This is a genomic window from Gordonia oryzae (assembly GCF_003797185.1).
Classification (GTDB): Bacteria; Actinomycetota; Actinomycetes; order Mycobacteriales; family Mycobacteriaceae; genus Gordonia; species Gordonia oryzae.
In genome coordinates, this window is sequence record NZ_RKMH01000017.1 from 27,488 (window position 1) to 44,533 (window position 17,046).

The window sequence follows — 17,046 nt, forward strand, 5'->3', positions numbered from 1 at the left end:
ATGAGCACTTCGGGCCCGTTCTGCGGTAGTGTTCGCGGCAACTTGCCATGATTGTCCTCTTCGCCGCATTCCTCGCGCTCATCACCTTCTGGCTGCATCGTCGCCTCGTGCGGGCCACAGCCCTGCCGCGCCCCTGGTCGGTGATCGCCGACGCCCTGCTCGTCGCGTTCTGGGCGTTGGCCGTCGTCGGTATCGCCACCGGGCGCGGACTGAATCCCTCAACGTTTCGTCCCCTGGCCTGGCTCGGGCTGACCTGGCTGGCGACGGTGTTGTACCTGGTGCTCGGGTTGGCGGTGGTCGGTATCGGCGCGTTCATCTGGCGGCTGGTCCTCCGGCGGTCACCGAACGAGCTCGCCGGGCCGAGACGCCGACGACGCCTGCAGGCGGTCCGCGCGGCGACCGGGGCCGTGGCCGTCACGGCCGTCGCACTCACCGCGTACGGGGTGGTCGAGGCGGCCGATCCGCGGGTCACCCACACCGAGATCCGGCTCGCCGACCTGCCCGAATCCTTCGACGGCACGCGGGTGGCGCTCATCTCCGATCTGCACGTCGGACCGGCCCGCGACGCCGATTTCACCCGGCGCGTCGTCGACCTGGTCAACGCGCAGCGGCCAGACCTGATCGCGATCGCCGGTGACCTGACCGACGGCACGGTCGCCGAACTCTTCGGCGATCTCGCGCCGTTGACCGCGCTACGCGCACCGCTCGGGGTGTTCGGGGTCAGCGGCAATCACGAGTTCTACAGCGACGACGGCGGTCGATGGCTCGACGAGTGGGAGCGGGTGGGCGTGACCACGCTGCGCAACCAGCGCGTCGCCGTCAGCCGCGGCGGGGCGACGATCGACGTGGTCGGCATCCACGACCACAGCGCGCCCGAACCGTACCGGCCCGACCTGGCGGGCGTGCTGGCCGGCAGTGACCCGCAACGCTTTCGCCTGCTGCTCGCCCACGAACCCCGGCAGGCACTTCGGGCCTCGGATCTCGGTGTGGATCTGCAACTCTCGGGTCACACTCACGGCGGTCAGATCTGGCCCATCCGCTATCTGGTGCCGCTGCAGCAGCCATCGGTCGAGGGCCTCGACCGGGTCGGCGAGACGACGCTGTACACGACGCGCGGCGCCGGCGCCTGGGGCCCACCGGTGCGGGTCGGTGCGCCACCCGAGGTGGCGATCCTCACGCTACGACGCGGGTGACTCCTCGGCCGTGATTGACCAATCCCGGTTCGCACGAGCCAGGTTGGAATGCGTGCGGCCGTAGAAGAAGTAGATGCCCAAACCGATCACCAGCCAGACCACGAACCGTATCCAGGTCTCGATCGCAAGGTTCACCATCAGCCCCGCGCAGCAGATCGCCGAGATGATCGGCAGCACCGGCGACCACGGAACCCGGAACGGACGCTTCATCTCCGGCTGGGTTCGACGCAGGACGGGGACGGCGATGGAGACGACAAGGAATGCGAAAAGGGTACCGATGGAGACCATCTCGGCAAGCGCGGACAATGGGACGAAGGCACCGAGGAGCACGACGACCGCGGTGGTCAGCATCGTGATGCGGTATGGCGTCTGCCATTTCGGGTGAATCTTGCCCGCCGAATGCGGCACCAGACCGTCGCGGGCGAGCGCGAACCCGATCCGCGACATACCGACGATATCGACGAGGATCACCGACGTCAGGCCGGCAACCGCGGCGATACCGACGAGCACGCCCGCCCAGCTCAAGCCCACCTGATTGAACGCATCCGAGAGTGGCGCGCCCTCACTGAGGTCGGTGTAGTGCACCATGCCGACCACGACGAAACACACACCCACGTAGAGCACCGTGCAGATGAGCAGGGTGCCGAGTAGTCCACGGGTCATGGCGCGGGCCGGATTCTTGGTCTCCTCCCCGAGATTCGCGACGATCTCGAACCCGCTGTAGGAGAAGAATACGACCGCCGAGGCGAACAACACCCCGGCCACACCGAACGCCGTCGCCTCGACGCCGGTGGCCCACTGCCACAACGGTTGTCTCAACCCGCCGTCGCCGCCGGTCGGCTGCGCAGGCGGAATGAACGGGGTGTAGTTGGCGGCCTTGATGAAGAACAACCCGGCGATGATGATGAACACGCAGATGCTCACCTTGAGATACACCAGAGCGTTGGTGAGCCAACCGGATTCCTTGATGCCGATGGTGGCGACCACGCCGAGCACCAGGGCGATCGCCACCGCTCCCAGGTTGACCGTCGAGCTCTCGCCGAAGAAGGTCGTCGGCAGATTGAACACATCCTGCAGATATCCGGACCAACCGCGCGAGACCACCGCCGCGCCGAGGGCGAACTCCAGGATGAGGTCCCAGCCGATGATCCAGGCGATGATCTCGCCGAGCGTGGTGTAAGCGTAGGTGTAGGACGATCCCGCGGTCGGCACCGCCGAAGCCAGCTCGGCGTAACAGAATGCGGCGAACAGCGCGATCACACCGGCCACGACGAACGAGATCATGATCGCGGGACCGGCGTTGTTCTTGGCCTGCACGCCGGTGAGGGTGAAGATGCCGGTACCGATGACCATTCCGACGCCGAACCCGATGAGGTCACGGGTCCGCAGCGCCTGCTTGAGTCGCCCGCCCTCGAGCTGATGCCCCTCGTCGTTTTGGTGGATGACGGTATCGACCGACTTCTTCCGGAAGATCCCCCGGCTTTGCGTCCCTGGTCTCTCGGTCGACGGTCTCTCGGTCATCGCTCGACGGTAACCCGCCGCCGTGGTTGGCGTCACCGAACACGCCGTGGGCGACGTAGCGCGCCACTGAAGTTTTGCCGTGCCCGACTCACGCACTCGGCGTTGACCCCGACAACAACTTTGGGGTGCAATCGGGGGGTCCGACCGGATCTGTCGCGGTGGGCTTCGGACGAGGATGAGTGCCTGACAGCACGCGCGTCCGCCGCTCTGGGTATCGCCGCTATCCGCGGTCTCGTTCACGCCGGGGTCAGCACCTAGAGGGGTCTGGGTGGCGACGCTCTACTGAGCACCGTCGGGCAGACTGCGGACAGATTCTCCGAGGACCACTTCGCCTACGGCCGTTGGTTATTCGTCCTCATCGGAATGACCGAGACGGTACTGACCGCGGCACCGGCACTGACGGCTCGACGATTGCGCGCCGGTGTGCTTCGGCCCGGCTACTGGCTGGGCGCCACGGCGCCGATCGCCTGGGGCGCCATCAACACCGCCACGGCGGGGCTGCTGCACCTCGGTGCGCTGCCGCGTCCCGAGCCGTTCGACAGCGCGGCGGTCGTCGGCCATGCATTGCTCTGGAAGCCAGAGTTTCTCACGTGGGGTTGGCCGACAGAATGCGGCTCACCACAACGGCAGTGACGGATCTACGGCGGCTTTCGTCACGCGGTGGTGGCGAGCCGACCGAATCCGCTGCGGTGAAAGATGAGCGGGCTGCCGGTCTCGGGGTGGTCGACGCCGTGCAACTCGAGCAGGACGATGATGTGGTCACCGGCCTCGACCTCGCGGTACACGGTGCAATCGAATTGTGCGAGACCGTCATCGAGGGTGACGGCCCCCTCATCGGACGCGTTGAGGAGCACGCCGTCGAATCGCTGGGCCACCGGACCGGCGAGCTGCCGGCAGAGGACGTCCTGATGGTCGGCGAGCACGGTGACGCCGAGATGATCGGCGCGACGCAGATCCGGCCAGGTCTTCGAGGTGTTCGCGATCGACACCGACACCAGCGGCGGATCGAGGCTGACGCTGGTGAACGAGCTTGCGGCCAGGCCGATCACCGCTCCGTCGACCTCCGCGGCCACCGCGACGACGCCGGTGGGAAAGATCCCGAACGCCTTGCGAAGTCGCGTGGCGTCGAGGTCCTGGTTGGTTCGGAACCCGCTCACGCGTGCACCTCCGTCAATCGGGATACGACCGGCGCGGTCGCCGCCAACCAGTCGGCGTACGCCTCCGGATCGTCATGGCGGGAATCGACGACGTAGAGCCCGCGACCGGGGATGGTCCCGCCGATCTCGGTCAACACCGGCCGCACGGTGAGTTGGGTTCGACTGGCAGGCGTGGGATTCCCGACGACGACGGCGGTGATCACGGGGCCGACGGTCACGAGGCCGACACCGCTGCGACAGGCGCACCGAAGGGCACTGCGGCGCGAGTGACGCGCGGGGGCGCCGGATGTTCCCACAGTCCACGACGGGTCAGCTCCGGCAGCACGCCCTCGCCGAACCAGTACGCCTCTTCGAGGTGCGGATACCCCGACAATACGAACTCGTCGATGCCCACGTCGCGGTAGGCCTCGATGAGGTCGGCGATCTCGGTGTAGGAACCGACCATCGCGGTCCCCGCCCCACCGCGCACCAGCCCGATACCGGCCCACAGATTCGGGTAGATCTCCAGGCCGTCCTTGGAACCCTTGTTGAGTGCGAGCATCCGCTGCTGACCTTCCGACGCCGAGCGCTTCAGGCCGGACTGGATGCGGGCGATGTCCTCGGCGGAGATGTTCTCCAGCAACCGATCCGCCTCGGCCCACGCCTCTTCCGAGGTCGCGCGGGCGATGGTGTGCAACCGGATGCCGTAGGTCAGTTCCCGCCCCTGCTCGGCGGCCGCGGAACGAACGCGCGCGACCTTCTCGGCCACCGCCTCGGGCGGTTCACCCCAGGTGAGGTAGACGTCGGCGTGCCTGGCGGCCACGGCGATTCCGGCCGCCGACGAGCCACCAAAGTAGATCTCGGGAAGCGGGTCCGGGATCTGGTGCAGGGTCGCGTTCTCCACCGAGAGGTACTTGCCCTCGAAGGTCAGCGTCTCCCCGGTCCACAGGCGACGGACGATCTCGAGGAACTCGTCGGCGCGGGCGTAGCGCTCCTCCTTGGTGCTGAAGTCACCGAACATGGCCTGCTCGGCATCCTCACCACCGGTCACCACATTCAGCAGCAGGCGTCCGCCGGACAGATTCTGGAAGGTCCCGGCCATCTGCGCGGAGAGGAACGGAGCGGTGACACCGGGCCGGAAGGCCACCAGGAACTTCAGCCGCTCGGAGACGCTGCTGAGCATGGCCGTCGACACCCATGCGTCCTCGCACCATGCCCCGGTCGGGGTGAGCGCCGCGGAGAAGCCGAGTTGTTCGGCACTACGCGCGATCTGTCCGAGGTAGGGCACCGACGCCGGACGTGACGAGGCCTGCGCCGCCACCCCGTGGCCGCCGCCGACCACCGTCCGGCCGTCGCCGCCGTTGGTGGGGAGAAACCAATGAAACTTCACGCCTGATCGATCCACTTTCGACTCGGGGATACCGTGCACAACCAGACCATTTCATCCGACTCGCTCGGCTCACCCAAGGGTTTTCCGCGCGGCGAGTCAATCCCCGCGGCCCCCGTCCGGACCACCGGACAATAAGCCCCACTCGGCCCGACCCTCCCAGGTGGTCGAAGCACGCACCCGATCGACCTCCCACGTGCCCTTCGCGGAGGTCGAGGTGCGCCGGAGCGCTGGCGACGGAGCCTCGGGACCTTGTGCACCGGTGACGGTTTCGGGTTCCAGCGTCGGCTTGCCGAGGTCTCGAGACGCTTCGTGCTCGCTGCACCCGCACGAGGCTCCTCGACCACCGGGGAGGATCACCGGAGGTCGGCCCGCTCAGTCGTCGGAAGTGATCAGTTCGTGGATGAACTCCATTTTCTCCAGGACCTTCGGCGGAAGTACGAAGGGATAGAGGTCCTGATGGCCCATCGAGCGGTTGATCTGGTTGAGCGCCCAGGTCAGCGGCAGCCACCATTCGATGATGCGATCGAATCCCACCTGACCGGGGAGGTCGGCATCGAGGGTGGCGCCGGCCGGGGCCAGGGCGAACGCCGCGGCCGTGTCGAGGGTGTCGCGGATGTGCAGATAGTGGGCGAAGGTCTCGGCCCAGTCCTCGGCCGGATGCATGGTGGCGTAGGACGAGACGTAGTCGTCCTTCCAGTTCTCCGGCGGCCCGTCGCCGTAGTGGCGATCGAGGGCGGCCTGATAGTCCTCGTCGGGATCACCGAACAGTTCCTCGTAGCGCCCGCGATTGGGGCCGTCACCGACGAGCACCATCTGATAGAAGTGGCCGATTTCGTGTCGGAAGTGGCCGATGAGGGTGCGGTAGGGCTCGTCCATCGACACCCGCAGCTGTTCGCGGTGGACGTCGTCGCCCTCGGCGAGGTCGAGGGTGACCACACCGTTGGCGTGACCGGTGATGACCTGTTGGGTGGCACTGGAGAGCAGGTCGAAGGCCAGGCCGATCTCCGGGTCCTCGTCCTTGCCGAAGATCGGCAGATGGAGTTCGTCGAGTTCGACGATGACGCGGCGCTTGGCGAGTTCGGCCTCGGCGAAGGCGGCCATGGCGTCGTTGTCGGAGTCGTCGGGACGGGTGCGGGTGAGCCGGCACGACTCACACAGAGCGGGCAACCCCTCACCGATCTCGACAAGCCAATTGCACGCCGCGACGCCGCTGTTGGCGCAGCGACCGATCAACGTGTCGTCGACCTGGGCTTGCGCCTTGTCGTCGAGGACCTGGATGGTTCGAGAGGGCAGATGGAAGCCCAGCGAGCTCGCGCAGTTCAGACACAGCGAGTTCTCGAAAATCAGCTGCTGGCCACACTTACGGCAGTGGAAATCGCGCAACGTTGCACTCCTTGGGTGAAGTCGAGCTCGGGTATCGCGGGGTCGCGTGGATCTCAGATTGGCCCGGAACGGCCCCCGCACATGCTCGACGCGGACCTGGCCCATCGATCTTTCTGTCGGAACACATGGCCGAATGTGCACATGTGAGTGCCTGACATCACACTACGGGGTGGGGCCCACCGCCGCAGGCAACCGCGCGTCGGCCGACCACTGTGACCACGACCCCGGGAACAAGGTGCCCGAGAACCCGGCGATGGCCAGCGCCGCGAGCTCGTGCGCGGCGTTGATTCCCGATCCGCAGTACGCAATGACCTGCGCATTCTCGGTGACCCCGGCCTCGGTGAACCGTTCCCGCAATTGCTCCGGCGAGAGGAACCGCCCGTCGTCGGCGAGATTCCCGACCGTCGGGACACTGACGGCGCCGGGCACATGTCCGGCGCGGGAATCCATCGGTTCGGTCTCCCCGCGATACCGTTCGACGGCGCGGGCATCGAGGATGACCACGTCATCGCGGCCGTCCCGGATCTCCGAGGACAATCGCGCCACCTCGTCCAGCGATACCTGTGGGAGACCGCCGCCGGTCAGGCTGACGGTGCCCGGCCGCGCGGCGGTGTCGCCGGCGGAGACACGCATCCCGGCCGAGCGCCAGGCGTCGAGCCCACCGTCGAGCATTCTGACCTCGGCGTGTCCGGCCCAGGTCAGCAACCACCACGCGCGGGCTGCCGCCAGGTTGCCGATGTCGTCGTAGACCACCACCGACGACGAGTCGTCCACACCCCAGCGTCGGGCGGCCTCCTGCAGGCGATCCGAGGACGGCAGCGGGTGGCGCCCTAGTTCGGCCGACGGCGGGTCGGCCAGTTCGGAATCGAGATCGACGTAGACGGCGCCGGGGAGGTGACCCTGCCGATACCGGTCACGCCCATCGGTCCGCCCCAGCGCCCAGCGGACGTCGAGGATCACCGGCGGATGGGCCGAGAGCATCTCCTCGGTCAGCGAGTCGACGTCGATCAGGTTCTGCGCCATGAACATTCACTCCTCGGTCGGCAGGGTGACAGCCGCCCCCGAGTCACCGCCGCGGGCAGCGATGACCGCAGGGGCCATGACCGCAGCGAGGTCGGCGGCGACATCGCGGTCGCTCTCGGGTGGCATCGCCACGTAGCTCAGTGCCATGCGCGTGATCGCCCGCGCGATGCACACCGCGTCGTCGTCGGCGAGCCCGAGCCACGAGGTGGTGAGCATGCCGGTGAGACTAGCGCTCGCGGTCGTGATCAGCGGCGCGGCATCGGTGGTGATCAGCCTCAGTAGATCCGGCTTGGCCTCACCGCGCTGGAGCGAGGTGATGAGCGGGTCGGCTGCGGCCACGGCAAAGAAGGCGGCGAACGCATCGTGCAGCGCGCCGCGGATATCGTTCGGGCGCTCGGCGACGGTCGATGCGACGATGCCGGCGAATTCCGTGGCCAGGCGCATCGCGTACGCCTGCGCCAGACCGTGGCGGGAACCGAACTCGTTGTACACCGTTTGCCGTCCGACGCCCGATTTCCGGGCGACGTCGGCCATCGTGATCGATGGCCAGTCCTTTTCGACCAGCAGATCCCGCAGACCGTCGAGCAGAGTTGTGCGCAAGAGTGCCCTACTCGCCTCCGCATAGGTCTGCCGGGTGTTCACCTCGACGAGATTACCGAGCCGGCCAGCGGGCCGATCGCCAGAGTCGAGGGGTCACGGGCCGGTACGAATTCCGAGCGGCGGCCCCACCGGTCCCCGTCCATGGCCGAGCCCACACTCGATCCGACGTCAAGACAAATTGTGTCAGTTTGTCTCCGATGCAGACAATTACTCTGCTATTGTCTAAGAACCCCGGAACCCAGCGAAAGCGATGGTTGTCATGCGCGTTGTCGATCGACTCATCAACAAAGCCCAGGTCGTGGTGCCGATGGAACGCCAAATCCAGGGTCTGCATCTGTTCCAGCGCGCCAAGAGGCTGATGGTCGACGATGGCCAGCCACGTTTCGAGGCGTCGGAGATCCCCGACGTTGCGGACCTGGATCTCACCGAGATCGACGTCAGCAATCCATTCTTGTGGCGTCAAGGACACTGGCAGCCCTACTTCAAGAGGCTGCGAGACGAAGCGCCCGTGCACTTTCGGGCTGACAGCGCTTTCGGCCCATTCTGGTCGGTGACCCGCTACGACGACATCGTCACCGTCGACAAGGACTTTCAGACCTTCTCCGCCGAACCCCAGATCGTTCTCGGCGCGCCACCCGAAGGACTCGATATCGAGATGTTCATCGCGATGGACCCGCCGCGCCACGACCAGCAACGCGCCGCGGTTCAGGGCGTTGTCGCTCCGCGGAATCTGGAGGAGATGGAGGGCCTGATCCGTTCGCGGGTTCGAGATGTCCTAGACGCGCTGCCGGTGGGTGAGCCGTTCGACTGGGTCGAGGGGGTCAGTGTGGAACTGACCTCACGGATGCTGGCCACGCTGCTGGACTTCCCGTACGAGGACCGACGCAAGCTGGTGCAGTGGACCGACTTGGTGGCCACCAGTGCGTCGGCCACCGGCGGGGTCAACAACACCGATGAGATCTATCGGGGCGCCGCCGACATGGCACGGAGCTTCAGCGCACTATGGCACGACAAAGCGGCTCGTCTGGCGGCCGGAGAGAAGCCCGGGTACGACCTGATCACCCTCATGCAGCTCTCCGACGACACCAACGATCTGATCAACCGCCCGATGGAGTTCCTCGGCAACCTCGTGTTACTGGTCGTGGGCGGTAACGACACCACACGCAACTCGATGACCGGCGGTGTGCTCGCGCTCAACCAGTTCCCAGATCAGTTCGACCGCCTCCGCACCAACCCTGGGCTCGTGCCCAAGCTGGTCCACGAGATCCTTCGATGGCAGACCCCGCTGGCCTACATGCGTCGGGTCGCCACACGTGACACCGTGTTGAACGGCCAGTTCATCCGTCAGGGCGACAAGGTGGTGATGTGGTACGCCTCGGCCAACCGGGACGAGCGCACCTTCGACGACCCGGACAGCTTCGTGATCGACCGCCGCAATGCCCGCCACCACCTGGCCTTCGGGATCGGCACGCACCGCTGCATGGGGAGCCGGCTGGCGGAGTTGCAGTTGCGCATTCTGTGGGAGGAACTGCTGACCCGATTCGACGACGTCGAGGTTCTTGCGGAGCCGGAGCGCGTGCAGTCGAACTTCGTGCGGGGTTACAGCTCGATGATGGTGCGCCTTACCCCGATCGGCGGTCGGCGGCCCGAGCCGGGCCCCTACCGCACACATCTACGCGAGGCCGGTGACAACGACTCTGCAGCAAGCAGTTCGGCCCACGTGCCTGCACGACCATCTCACGGAAACCGTGGTGCAGCATTGCGGACGCTCGATCTGCGGGTGGCGCGCCGGCGGACCGCGGCTGAGGGTGTCGTTGAGCTCACCCTGACCGATCCCGACGGCGGTTCGCTACCCGCCTGGAGTCCGGGCTCGCACATCGAGCTTCTGCTGCGTCCGGGGATGTCGAAGCACTACTCCCTCTGCGGAGATCCTGCAGACCGCTCGTCATGGACCGTCGCGGTTCTGCGTGAGCGCAACGGCCGCGGCGGATCCGAGTTCGTTCACGACAAGCTGTTCGAGGGCTCGCACCTGCAGGTCAGGGGTCCCCGCAACCACTTCCCGCTCGTCGGCTCACCGCGATATTTGTTCATCGCCGGCGGCATCGGTATCACCCCGGTTCGCGCTATGATCGGCGCGGCGCAGGCGGACGGGGCCGAGTGGAACCTGTTGTACTGCGGTCGGTCTCGGAACTCCATGGCATTCCTCGACGAACTGGGCGCCGACGATCGGGTAACGGTCTGGGCCAGCGACGAACGCCGCGGGCGGTTCGATCTCGACGCAATACTCGGCGAGCCGCGGACCGACACCCTGGTCTATTGCTGCGGACCCGCCGCGCTGATGGACGACGTCGAGGAGATGTGCGCTGCATGGCCGGACGGGAGCGTGCATCTCGAACGGTTTGTCGCCGCGACCGGTCACGCACCCGAGGGCGCACTCGACTCCTTCGAGGTGGAGTGCGCGGCTTCAGGGGTGACTGTCACGGTCGAACCGGACACGACGATCTTCGCCGCGGTCGAGGAGGCCGGCGTCGACGTCATCGGGTCGTGTATGGAAGGCATCTGCGGTACATGTGAGGCTGACGTTCTCTGCGGCTCCCCCGACCACCGCGACTCCGTGCTGTCACGTGCCGAACGCGAACGCGGCGACACGGTCATGACCTGCGTCTCCCGATCGCTCTCGCCAAAGCTGGTGCTCGACCTATAGAGCCTCGACCCGGCGGGCGCCCACATTCGCGACGAGCTCGCGGGACAGCTGTGCACGGCACGGCCCGAGGCCAATCCCGCGCACGCAGCTGAGCCTCGATACCACCGTCGACGGCGATCACCAAACCCGCCATGAAATCGGTGGAGGGCGAGAGCATCAGCATCACCCACTGCGTGATCTGGCCCAGTGTTCCGTAGTCGCGCAACGGAATCGGGAACGAACGGACGTTCTTCGACGACGCGCCGGTCAGTGACGACCGAGGTAGCGGGGTCATCACAGGCCCGGGGGCGGTGATAGTGACCGTGACGCCCTCCCGGCGCCCATTCGGGGCGGTGCCGTGGACGCGACACCACCGGGTGACCGTGATCTTCGGCGCCGCGTAGCCCGCGGGACCCGACAACGCCTTACCCCCGCCTGTGCAGGATTCTTGCAGCCCCTCGGTGTCGCCGTCCTCGAGTCGGGCGCCGCGCGGCCCGAAGACCAGCGGCAACGTTGTTGTCGAATTGACGCTGAAGACAACCACTTTCACCCTCCGGCGGCAAGGTGTAGCAGACGAAAGGCGAAGAGTAGTTCGGTCACCCCGAGTAGGCTCACCTCGACGATGGTGCGTTCCGCCCCACGTGCCGCGGTCCCGGACCTCGGCTCGTCTCGATCGATGCCGATCGCGACACGCTCGGCCATTGGCAACGAATCAGCAACCGCTGCACCCATTCCCGACGCCGAACAGATCACCGCGTATGTCCCCACACGCGCCCCTCAGCCGTCGGCGCGCGAACGCGCTCCCCGTTGTTCTGCCCGCAGCGTACGGTCATATGCCTCGTTGAAAGCGCGCAATTCGCGCAACAGCACCTCCGGGGTACCCGGATCGAGGTCGGCGAAGACCTGCTTGAGACGACTCACCCGCAGCATGCCGTCATGGGCGAATGCGGCACGTCCACTCTTGGTCGGGCGAATGAGCCTACTCATCGACCCCTCGACGTCAAAGCGTTCGAGGTAACCGAGTGTGATCGCGGCGTTCACCTGCCGGTTGACCGTGGACTGTTCGAGGTCGAGTTCGTCGGCGAGTTCCCGCAGGGTCCGTGCACGGCCGTCGGAGAGAACGAGCAGGATCGCGAACGCCGAGCGCTCGAGTACGGACTCGGCGGGGTGCTCGCTCTTGCGTCGACGAAAGCGATCGAGTTCCTCGACGATGTCGCGGTAGAGCGGCGACGGCCACGGTGCGTGGTCGACCCCGTCGCAGGTCGCGGTCGCCGGAGGTGACGTGCCGTTGCGCTCACCCCCGTGGAATACGCCCACTACGACCTCTTTCGACATCCCGCTCACCGACATTCTGCCGCAGCCCCCGGCATGTCCGATCGAGGCCCCTCACGAGGCGGGCGGCATGAATGTGTACCGTACATATGTACGCTACATAAAGCCTAGGAGGTGCGGTGTCAGACACCACTTCGTCGCCGTCAGCAGAAGGCCCGAGAGCAGGAAGGTCCGTTCCACGCAACGGGTCGTCCAATGGCGCCACGATCACCACTGTCATCGCACTGTGCTTCGGTGGCCTCGTCGCGTCCTTGATGCAGACGCTGGTCATCCCGATCCAGCCCGAGTTACCCACCTTGCTGGGCACCTCCCATTCCAATGCGTCGTGGGTGATCACCGCGACATTGCTGGCCGCCGCCATCGCAATGCCCATCGCCGGCCGCCTCGGCGACATGTTCGGCAAACAGCGAGTCCTGGTGGGCAGCACCGCGCTGCTCGTCTGCGGTTCCATCGTGTGCGCCCTGAGCAGTTCGGTCATCCCGATGATCGCCGGCCGCGCGATCCAGGGCCTGGCCATGGGCTTCATCCCCGTCGGCATCAGCCTCATGCGTGAGGTCACGCCACCCGCGATCACCTCGATGGCGATCGCGGCGATGAGCGCGACGCTCGGTGTGGGTGGCGCGATCGGCCTGCCGCTCTCGGCGTGGATCGCGCAGAGCTGGAACTGGCACGGTCTGTTCTGGGTGTCGGCGATCCTGTCGTTGGCCGTCCTCGCCCTGGTCGTTGTGGTCGTCCCGCACGTACCCGACGCGGCCGGTGGCCGGCTGGACTTGGCCGGCGCGATCGGCTTGGCCATCGGTTTGTCGGCCGCACTGATCGCCGTGTCCAAAGGTAACGACTGGGGTTGGACGTCGGGCACCACGCTCGGCACGCTGATCGGCGGACTCGTCGTGCTCGGCGCGTGGGGTTTCTCTCAGCTGCGAACCCCCGAACCGCTCGTCGACCTGCGGACCACCGCACGTCCGGCGGTCCTACTGACCAACATCGCCGCCGTCGCCATCGGATTCGGCATGATGGCGCAGTCGATCGTCATCCCGATGCTGCTCGAGATGGACGTGCGCACCGGAGTGGGACTCGGCCAGACCATGCTCGAGGCCGGCCTGTGGATGGCGCCCGGCGGACTGATGATGCTGGTCTTCGCACCGATCTCGGGCACGTTGATCAACAAGATCGGCGCCAAGTACACCTTGGCCATCGGCGCGACGGTGCTCGGTATGGGCTACCTACTCGCGATGTTCCTGATGAGCTCACCGTGGCAGCTGATGATCGCGTCGATCATCGCCGCGTCGGGCGTCGGAATCGGCTACGCGGCGATGCCGACCTTGATCATGGGCGCGGTACCTATGACCGAGGCCGGTGCGGCCGTCGGCCTCAACGGATTGATGCGCTCGATCGGCACCACCGTCTCCTCGGCAGTGATGGCGGTACTGCTCACCACCTCGACGATCAGTATGGCGGGCAACGATATTCCCACCCACACGACATTCAAGTGGTGCTTCCTGGTGGGCGCCGTCGCAGCGTTCGTCGGCGTGGCCATCACCCTGTGCATCCCCAAACAACGGCCCCAGCCGACGCCTACCGGCGTGGTGATCGCCGATTCGGCAGCACCGGGCTCGGCAGCTCCGGCCACCTCGCACTGACCCCTCGCCGGGCGCACCGTCAGACCAGCCCGGTCGCCGGTCTCGGGGCCGAACAGGTGAACCGCGTTGTCTGCCTGCCGCAACCGGATTCCCTTCTCGCGCTTGGCCGGCGCCCGCTGTGAAGGGCGTGACACCCACGACCATCGGATCACCATCGAGGTGGTGGACCGATTCTTCGGCCAGCCAGGCGTAAGTACTCTCGCCGAGGGTCTCCCACGCAACACCAGCACCCTTGGTTCCGGGGGAAGACATGCCGCCGCCGTGCTCCGCCCGGACGTCGGCCACTCTCGCGGAGCGACGCGCGTCAAGCGCGCCGACCGCGGACGATTACTCACCTCCAGAACCCGCGCTCCTCCAAGAGAGCCACCGCACGATGACCTCCGCGGAGGAAGTGGCCTTCGGTCAGCGTGCGCGCCATACCTGGCGAGCGGCCGGCGAGTGCATCGACGATCTCGCGATGATCTCGCAAGGACGACGCGACCGAGTCCGGGTGGGAGTCGAAGAAGCCGGACGGGATTGCCCCACTGAGGAGTTTGAGCTCGGCGATGAGACGCCGTGAGCGCGTGCCGAGGTTGATCAGCCGATGAAAGCGAAAGTTGAGGCGCTCAATCTCGAGGAGATCGGTCGCCTCCTCCATCTCGGTCGCCACAGCACGCAAGTCGTCGATATCGGCATCGGAGAGCGTTGCCGAGGCCCGTTCGGCGGCCAGCCCGGAGATCACGCCGAGCATCCAGTAGTGATCGCGAATGTCCTCGCGGGACAGGTCGGCCACGAAGGCGCCGCGCCGGGGAATCGTCTCGATGATCCCCTCCCCGCTGAGTGAGATCAGCGCTTCACGCACCGGCAGCTTGCTCATGCCAAGGGATTCGGCGACCGCATCCTGATCGACCTTGGTTCCCGGCCGCATCTCGCCGGCGAAGACCATACGGCGGATCTCCTGGGCCGCAATCTGCTTGAGCACCGACGATGCCGCCTCGACCGATCGACCACCCACGGGCTGTGCCACCACTGCCTCCTAGACTCGCATCAACGCGAAGAGATTATCAAACTCGACTATCGCCCAATCGCCATACAAGCCATAGCCAGGACATATAGGTCGGACAGTTGGCACAACCTCCCCGATTTGATAATTTCGATCGCATGGCTTCACCCGCACAGCAGCACACCCCGGCCGTCAGCGCCGACGACTTCGAGCAGATCCGCTCGGTGGTCCACGACTTCATCCGCACCAAGGTCGTGCCACGCGAGAACGAGATCGCCGAGACCGACGCCATCCCCGACGACCTGCGCGCCCAAGCAGCCGAGATGGGCCTGTTCGGGTACGCGATCCCCGAGGAATGGGGTGGACTCGGCCTCGATCTCACCCAGGACGTCGAGCTGGCGATGGAGTTCGGCTACACGACGCTAGCTCTGCGCTCGATGTTCGGAACCAACAACGGCATCGCGGGGCAGGTGTTGGTGAACTTCGGGACCGACGAGCAGAAGAAGGAGTGGCTCGAGCGCATCGCCTCCGGTGACGTCGTCGCCTCCTTCGCGCTCACCGAGCCCGGCGCCGGATCGAATCCCGCCGGCCTGCGCACCAAGGCGACGCTCGACGGCGACCAGTGGGTGATCGACGGGCAGAAGCGCTTCATCACCAACGCACCGATCGCCGACCTGTTCGTCGTATTCGCCAGAACCCAGCGCCGGGAGCGGGCTGAATCAGAACAGTCCGCAGAAGGCAAGAACACGGGGATCGCGGTATTCCTGGTTCCCGCCGATACTCCCGGAGTCGAGGTCGGGGTCAAGGACAAGAAAATGGGCCAGGAGGGGGCGTGGACCTCCGACGTCAGCTTCGACGGCGTGCGTGTGCCCACCTCGGCGCTCGTCGGCGGTGACGAGGAGACCGGATATCGCGCCGCGCTGACCTCCCTCGCGCGAGGTCGGGTGCATATCGCTGCGCTCGCGGTCGGGCAGGCACAACGTGCCCTCGATGAGTCGGTCGAATACGCGGCCACTGCCACCCAGGGCGGAAAGCCCATCGGCTCTTTTCAATTGGTGCAGGCCATGCTCGCCGACCAGCAGACCGGAGTGATGGCCGGGCGCGCACTCGTACGTGACGCCGCGCTCAAATACGTCACCGGCGAGGACCGACGGACCGCACCATCGGTGGCCAAGCTCTACTGCACCGAGATGGTCGGCAAGGTCGCCGATCTCGCGGTGCAGGTCCACGGCGGCACCGGTTACATGCGCGAGGTTCCGGTGGAGCGGATCTACCGCGACGTCCGTCTGCTCCGGCTTTACGAGGGCACCAGTGAGATCCAGCGACTCATCATCGGCGGCAACCTCATTCGTGCTGCAAGTAAGTAGCCGGCCGCGCCCCACACCATCCCAGCACACTCACACGACAGGATTCCCATGCCCGGACCGCTCTTGAAGGACCAGACCGCCGTGATCACCGGTGCCGCACAGGGTATCGGCTTCGCCATCGCACAGCTATTCGTCGACGAAGGCGCCCACGTCGTCATCGGCGACATCAACGCCGAGGCCGCGCAGAAGGCCGCCACCGAACTCGGCGACGCCGGCGTTGCCGTCGGCGTGGCGTGTGACGTGACCCGCGGCGACGACGTGGACGCGCTGCTCGCAACTGCTGCACAACATTTCGGACCCGTCGACGTGATGGTCAACAACGCGGGCATCACCCGGGACGCCACCATGCGCAATATGACCGAAGAGCAATTCGACCAGGTCATCAACGTCCACCTCAAGGGCACCTGGAACGGCACCCGCAAGGCGGCGGCGATCATGCGCGAACGCAAGAGCGGCGCCATCGTCAACCTCTCCTCCCTGTCGGGAAAGGTCGGCATGGTCGGGCAGACCAACTATTCGGCAGCCAAGGCCGGGATCGTCGGGATGACCAAGGCTGCGGCGAAAGAGCTTGCACACCATGGTGTACGAGTCAACGCGATCCAACCGGGCCTCATCCGCTCGGCGATGACCGAGGCGATGCCGCAGAAAGCGTGGGATCAGAAGATGGCCGAGATCCCGATGAATCGGGCCGGTGAGGTCAGCGAGGTCGCTACGGTCGCACTGTTTCTCGCGAGTCACCTGTCCTCCTACATGACCGGCACGGTCATGGAGGTCACCGGCGGGCGGTTCATGTGAC

Annotated in this window: 17 protein-coding genes; 6 read left to right on the forward strand and 11 right to left on the reverse strand. The window is 66.3% G+C overall.

Annotated features, from left to right (window positions below):
• Positions 1–47 precede the first annotated feature (47 nt).
• Positions 48–1,193 (forward strand): metallophosphoesterase, encoded by a 1,146-nt coding sequence (locus EF294_RS18575; protein ID WP_123932435.1) that lies wholly within the window; start codon positions 48–50, stop codon positions 1,191–1,193.
• Here EF294_RS18575 and EF294_RS18580 read toward each other — a convergent pair.
• Positions 1,179–2,714: an APC family permease gene (locus EF294_RS18580; protein ID WP_123932436.1), complete on the reverse strand. Its 1,536-nt coding sequence runs from the start codon at positions 2,712–2,714 to the stop codon at positions 1,179–1,181. The two genes, EF294_RS18575 and EF294_RS18580, sit on opposite strands and share 15 nt — an antisense overlap.
• A 363-nt stretch (positions 2,715–3,077) precedes the next feature.
• Between EF294_RS18580 and EF294_RS18585 the strand changes: the two genes are divergently transcribed.
• Positions 3,078–3,347, forward strand: coding sequence for a hypothetical protein (locus EF294_RS18585; protein WP_123932437.1), 270 nt, complete (start codon positions 3,078–3,080; stop codon positions 3,345–3,347).
• A gap of 20 nt (positions 3,348–3,367) precedes the next feature.
• Here the strand turns inward: EF294_RS18585 and EF294_RS18590 are convergent, their stop codons facing one another.
• From EF294_RS18590 to EF294_RS18615, 6 genes are all read right to left on the reverse strand, one after another.
• Complete coding sequence (locus tag EF294_RS18590) at positions 3,368–3,871, reverse strand: flavin reductase family protein (RefSeq protein WP_123932438.1); 504 nt, start codon at positions 3,869–3,871, stop codon at positions 3,368–3,370.
• The gene (locus EF294_RS18595; protein ID WP_246007952.1) at positions 3,868–4,089 is read right to left on the reverse strand and encodes a hypothetical protein; all 222 of its coding nucleotides are present in this window, start codon (positions 4,087–4,089) and stop codon (positions 3,868–3,870) included. The genes EF294_RS18590 and EF294_RS18595 overlap by 4 nt, the downstream gene beginning before the upstream one ends.
• Positions 4,086–5,240 (reverse strand): LLM class flavin-dependent oxidoreductase, encoded by a 1,155-nt coding sequence (locus EF294_RS18600; protein ID WP_123932439.1) that lies wholly within the window; start codon positions 5,238–5,240, stop codon positions 4,086–4,088. The genes EF294_RS18595 and EF294_RS18600 overlap by 4 nt, the downstream gene beginning before the upstream one ends.
• A gap of 372 nt (positions 5,241–5,612) precedes the next feature.
• Positions 5,613–6,623 (reverse strand): zinc-binding metallopeptidase family protein, encoded by a 1,011-nt coding sequence (locus EF294_RS18605; RefSeq protein ID WP_123932440.1) that lies wholly within the window; start codon positions 6,621–6,623, stop codon positions 5,613–5,615.
• 162 nt (positions 6,624–6,785) lie between these two features.
• The gene (locus tag EF294_RS18610) at positions 6,786–7,652 is read right to left on the reverse strand and encodes a sulfurtransferase (protein WP_123932441.1); all 867 of its coding nucleotides are present in this window, start codon (positions 7,650–7,652) and stop codon (positions 6,786–6,788) included.
• Complete coding sequence (locus tag EF294_RS18615) at positions 7,653–8,288, reverse strand: TetR/AcrR family transcriptional regulator (RefSeq protein ID WP_123932442.1); 636 nt, start codon at positions 8,286–8,288, stop codon at positions 7,653–7,655.
• Between the two features lie 217 nt (positions 8,289–8,505).
• Here EF294_RS18615 and EF294_RS18620 point away from each other — a divergent pair, with 217 nt between their 5' ends.
• Complete coding sequence (locus tag EF294_RS18620) at positions 8,506–10,950, forward strand: cytochrome P450/oxidoreductase (RefSeq protein ID WP_123932443.1); 2,445 nt, start codon at positions 8,506–8,508, stop codon at positions 10,948–10,950.
• Here the strand turns inward: EF294_RS18620 and EF294_RS18625 are convergent.
• Genes EF294_RS18625 through EF294_RS18630 form a run of 3 tightly spaced genes read right to left on the reverse strand, consistent with a single transcriptional unit; the run spans position 10,898 to position 12,279 of the window.
• Positions 10,898–11,479 (reverse strand): SDR family oxidoreductase, encoded by a 582-nt coding sequence (locus tag EF294_RS18625; RefSeq protein ID WP_342774369.1) that lies wholly within the window; start codon positions 11,477–11,479, stop codon positions 10,898–10,900. The two genes, EF294_RS18620 and EF294_RS18625, sit on opposite strands and share 53 nt — an antisense overlap.
• On the reverse strand, positions 11,476–11,697 hold the full coding sequence (locus EF294_RS22270; protein WP_246007954.1) for a hypothetical protein: 222 nt from the start codon (positions 11,695–11,697) through the stop codon (positions 11,476–11,478). The genes EF294_RS18625 and EF294_RS22270 overlap by 4 nt, the downstream gene beginning before the upstream one ends.
• Before the next feature lie 9 nt (positions 11,698–11,706).
• Complete coding sequence (locus tag EF294_RS18630) at positions 11,707–12,279, reverse strand: MarR family winged helix-turn-helix transcriptional regulator (RefSeq protein WP_185091153.1); 573 nt, start codon at positions 12,277–12,279, stop codon at positions 11,707–11,709.
• A 101-nt stretch (positions 12,280–12,380) separates the two neighbouring features.
• Between EF294_RS18630 and EF294_RS18635 the strand changes: the two genes are divergently transcribed.
• Complete coding sequence (locus tag EF294_RS18635; RefSeq protein WP_123932444.1) at positions 12,381–13,901, forward strand: MFS transporter; 1,521 nt, start codon at positions 12,381–12,383, stop codon at positions 13,899–13,901.
• 331 nt (positions 13,902–14,232) lie between these two features.
• Here EF294_RS18635 and EF294_RS18645 read toward each other — a convergent pair whose 3' ends face one another.
• Positions 14,233–14,907, reverse strand: a complete 675-nt coding sequence (locus EF294_RS18645; protein WP_123932445.1) for a GntR family transcriptional regulator — start codon at positions 14,905–14,907, stop codon at positions 14,233–14,235.
• A 134-nt stretch (positions 14,908–15,041) separates the two neighbouring features.
• On the opposite strand from EF294_RS18645, the gene EF294_RS18650 reads away from it, so the two are divergent.
• Together EF294_RS18650 and fabG are read left to right on the forward strand one after the other, a co-directional pair.
• Positions 15,042–16,250, forward strand: a complete 1,209-nt coding sequence (locus EF294_RS18650) for an acyl-CoA dehydrogenase family protein (RefSeq protein WP_123932446.1) — start codon at positions 15,042–15,044, stop codon at positions 16,248–16,250.
• A gap of 48 nt (positions 16,251–16,298) precedes the next feature.
• Positions 16,299–17,045, forward strand: a complete 747-nt coding sequence (gene fabG / locus EF294_RS18655; protein ID WP_123932447.1) for a 3-oxoacyl-ACP reductase FabG — start codon at positions 16,299–16,301, stop codon at positions 17,043–17,045.
• Position 17,046: the final 1 nt, after the last annotated feature.

Excerpts from the sequence above, each read along its gene's own strand:
- EF294_RS18575 (WP_123932435.1), top strand. The coding sequence starts at position 48 with ATGATTGTCCTCTTCGCCGCATTCCTCGCGCTCATCACCTTCTGGCTG.
- EF294_RS18580 (WP_123932436.1), bottom strand. The coding sequence starts at position 2,714 with ATGACCGAGAGACCGTCGACCGAGAGACCAGGGACGCAAAGCCGGGGG.
- EF294_RS18585 (WP_123932437.1), top strand. The coding sequence starts at position 3,078 with ATGACCGAGACGGTACTGACCGCGGCACCGGCACTGACGGCTCGACGA.
- EF294_RS18610 (WP_123932441.1), bottom strand. The coding sequence starts at position 7,652 with ATGTTCATGGCGCAGAACCTGATCGACGTCGACTCGCTGACCGAGGAG.
- EF294_RS18620 (WP_123932443.1), top strand. The coding sequence starts at position 8,506 with ATGCGCGTTGTCGATCGACTCATCAACAAAGCCCAGGTCGTGGTGCCG.
- EF294_RS18630 (WP_185091153.1), bottom strand. The coding sequence starts at position 12,279 with ATGTCGGTGAGCGGGATGTCGAAAGAGGTCGTAGTGGGCGTATTCCAC.
- EF294_RS18650 (WP_123932446.1), top strand. The coding sequence starts at position 15,042 with ATGGCTTCACCCGCACAGCAGCACACCCCGGCCGTCAGCGCCGACGAC.
- fabG (WP_123932447.1), top strand. The coding sequence starts at position 16,299 with ATGCCCGGACCGCTCTTGAAGGACCAGACCGCCGTGATCACCGGTGCC.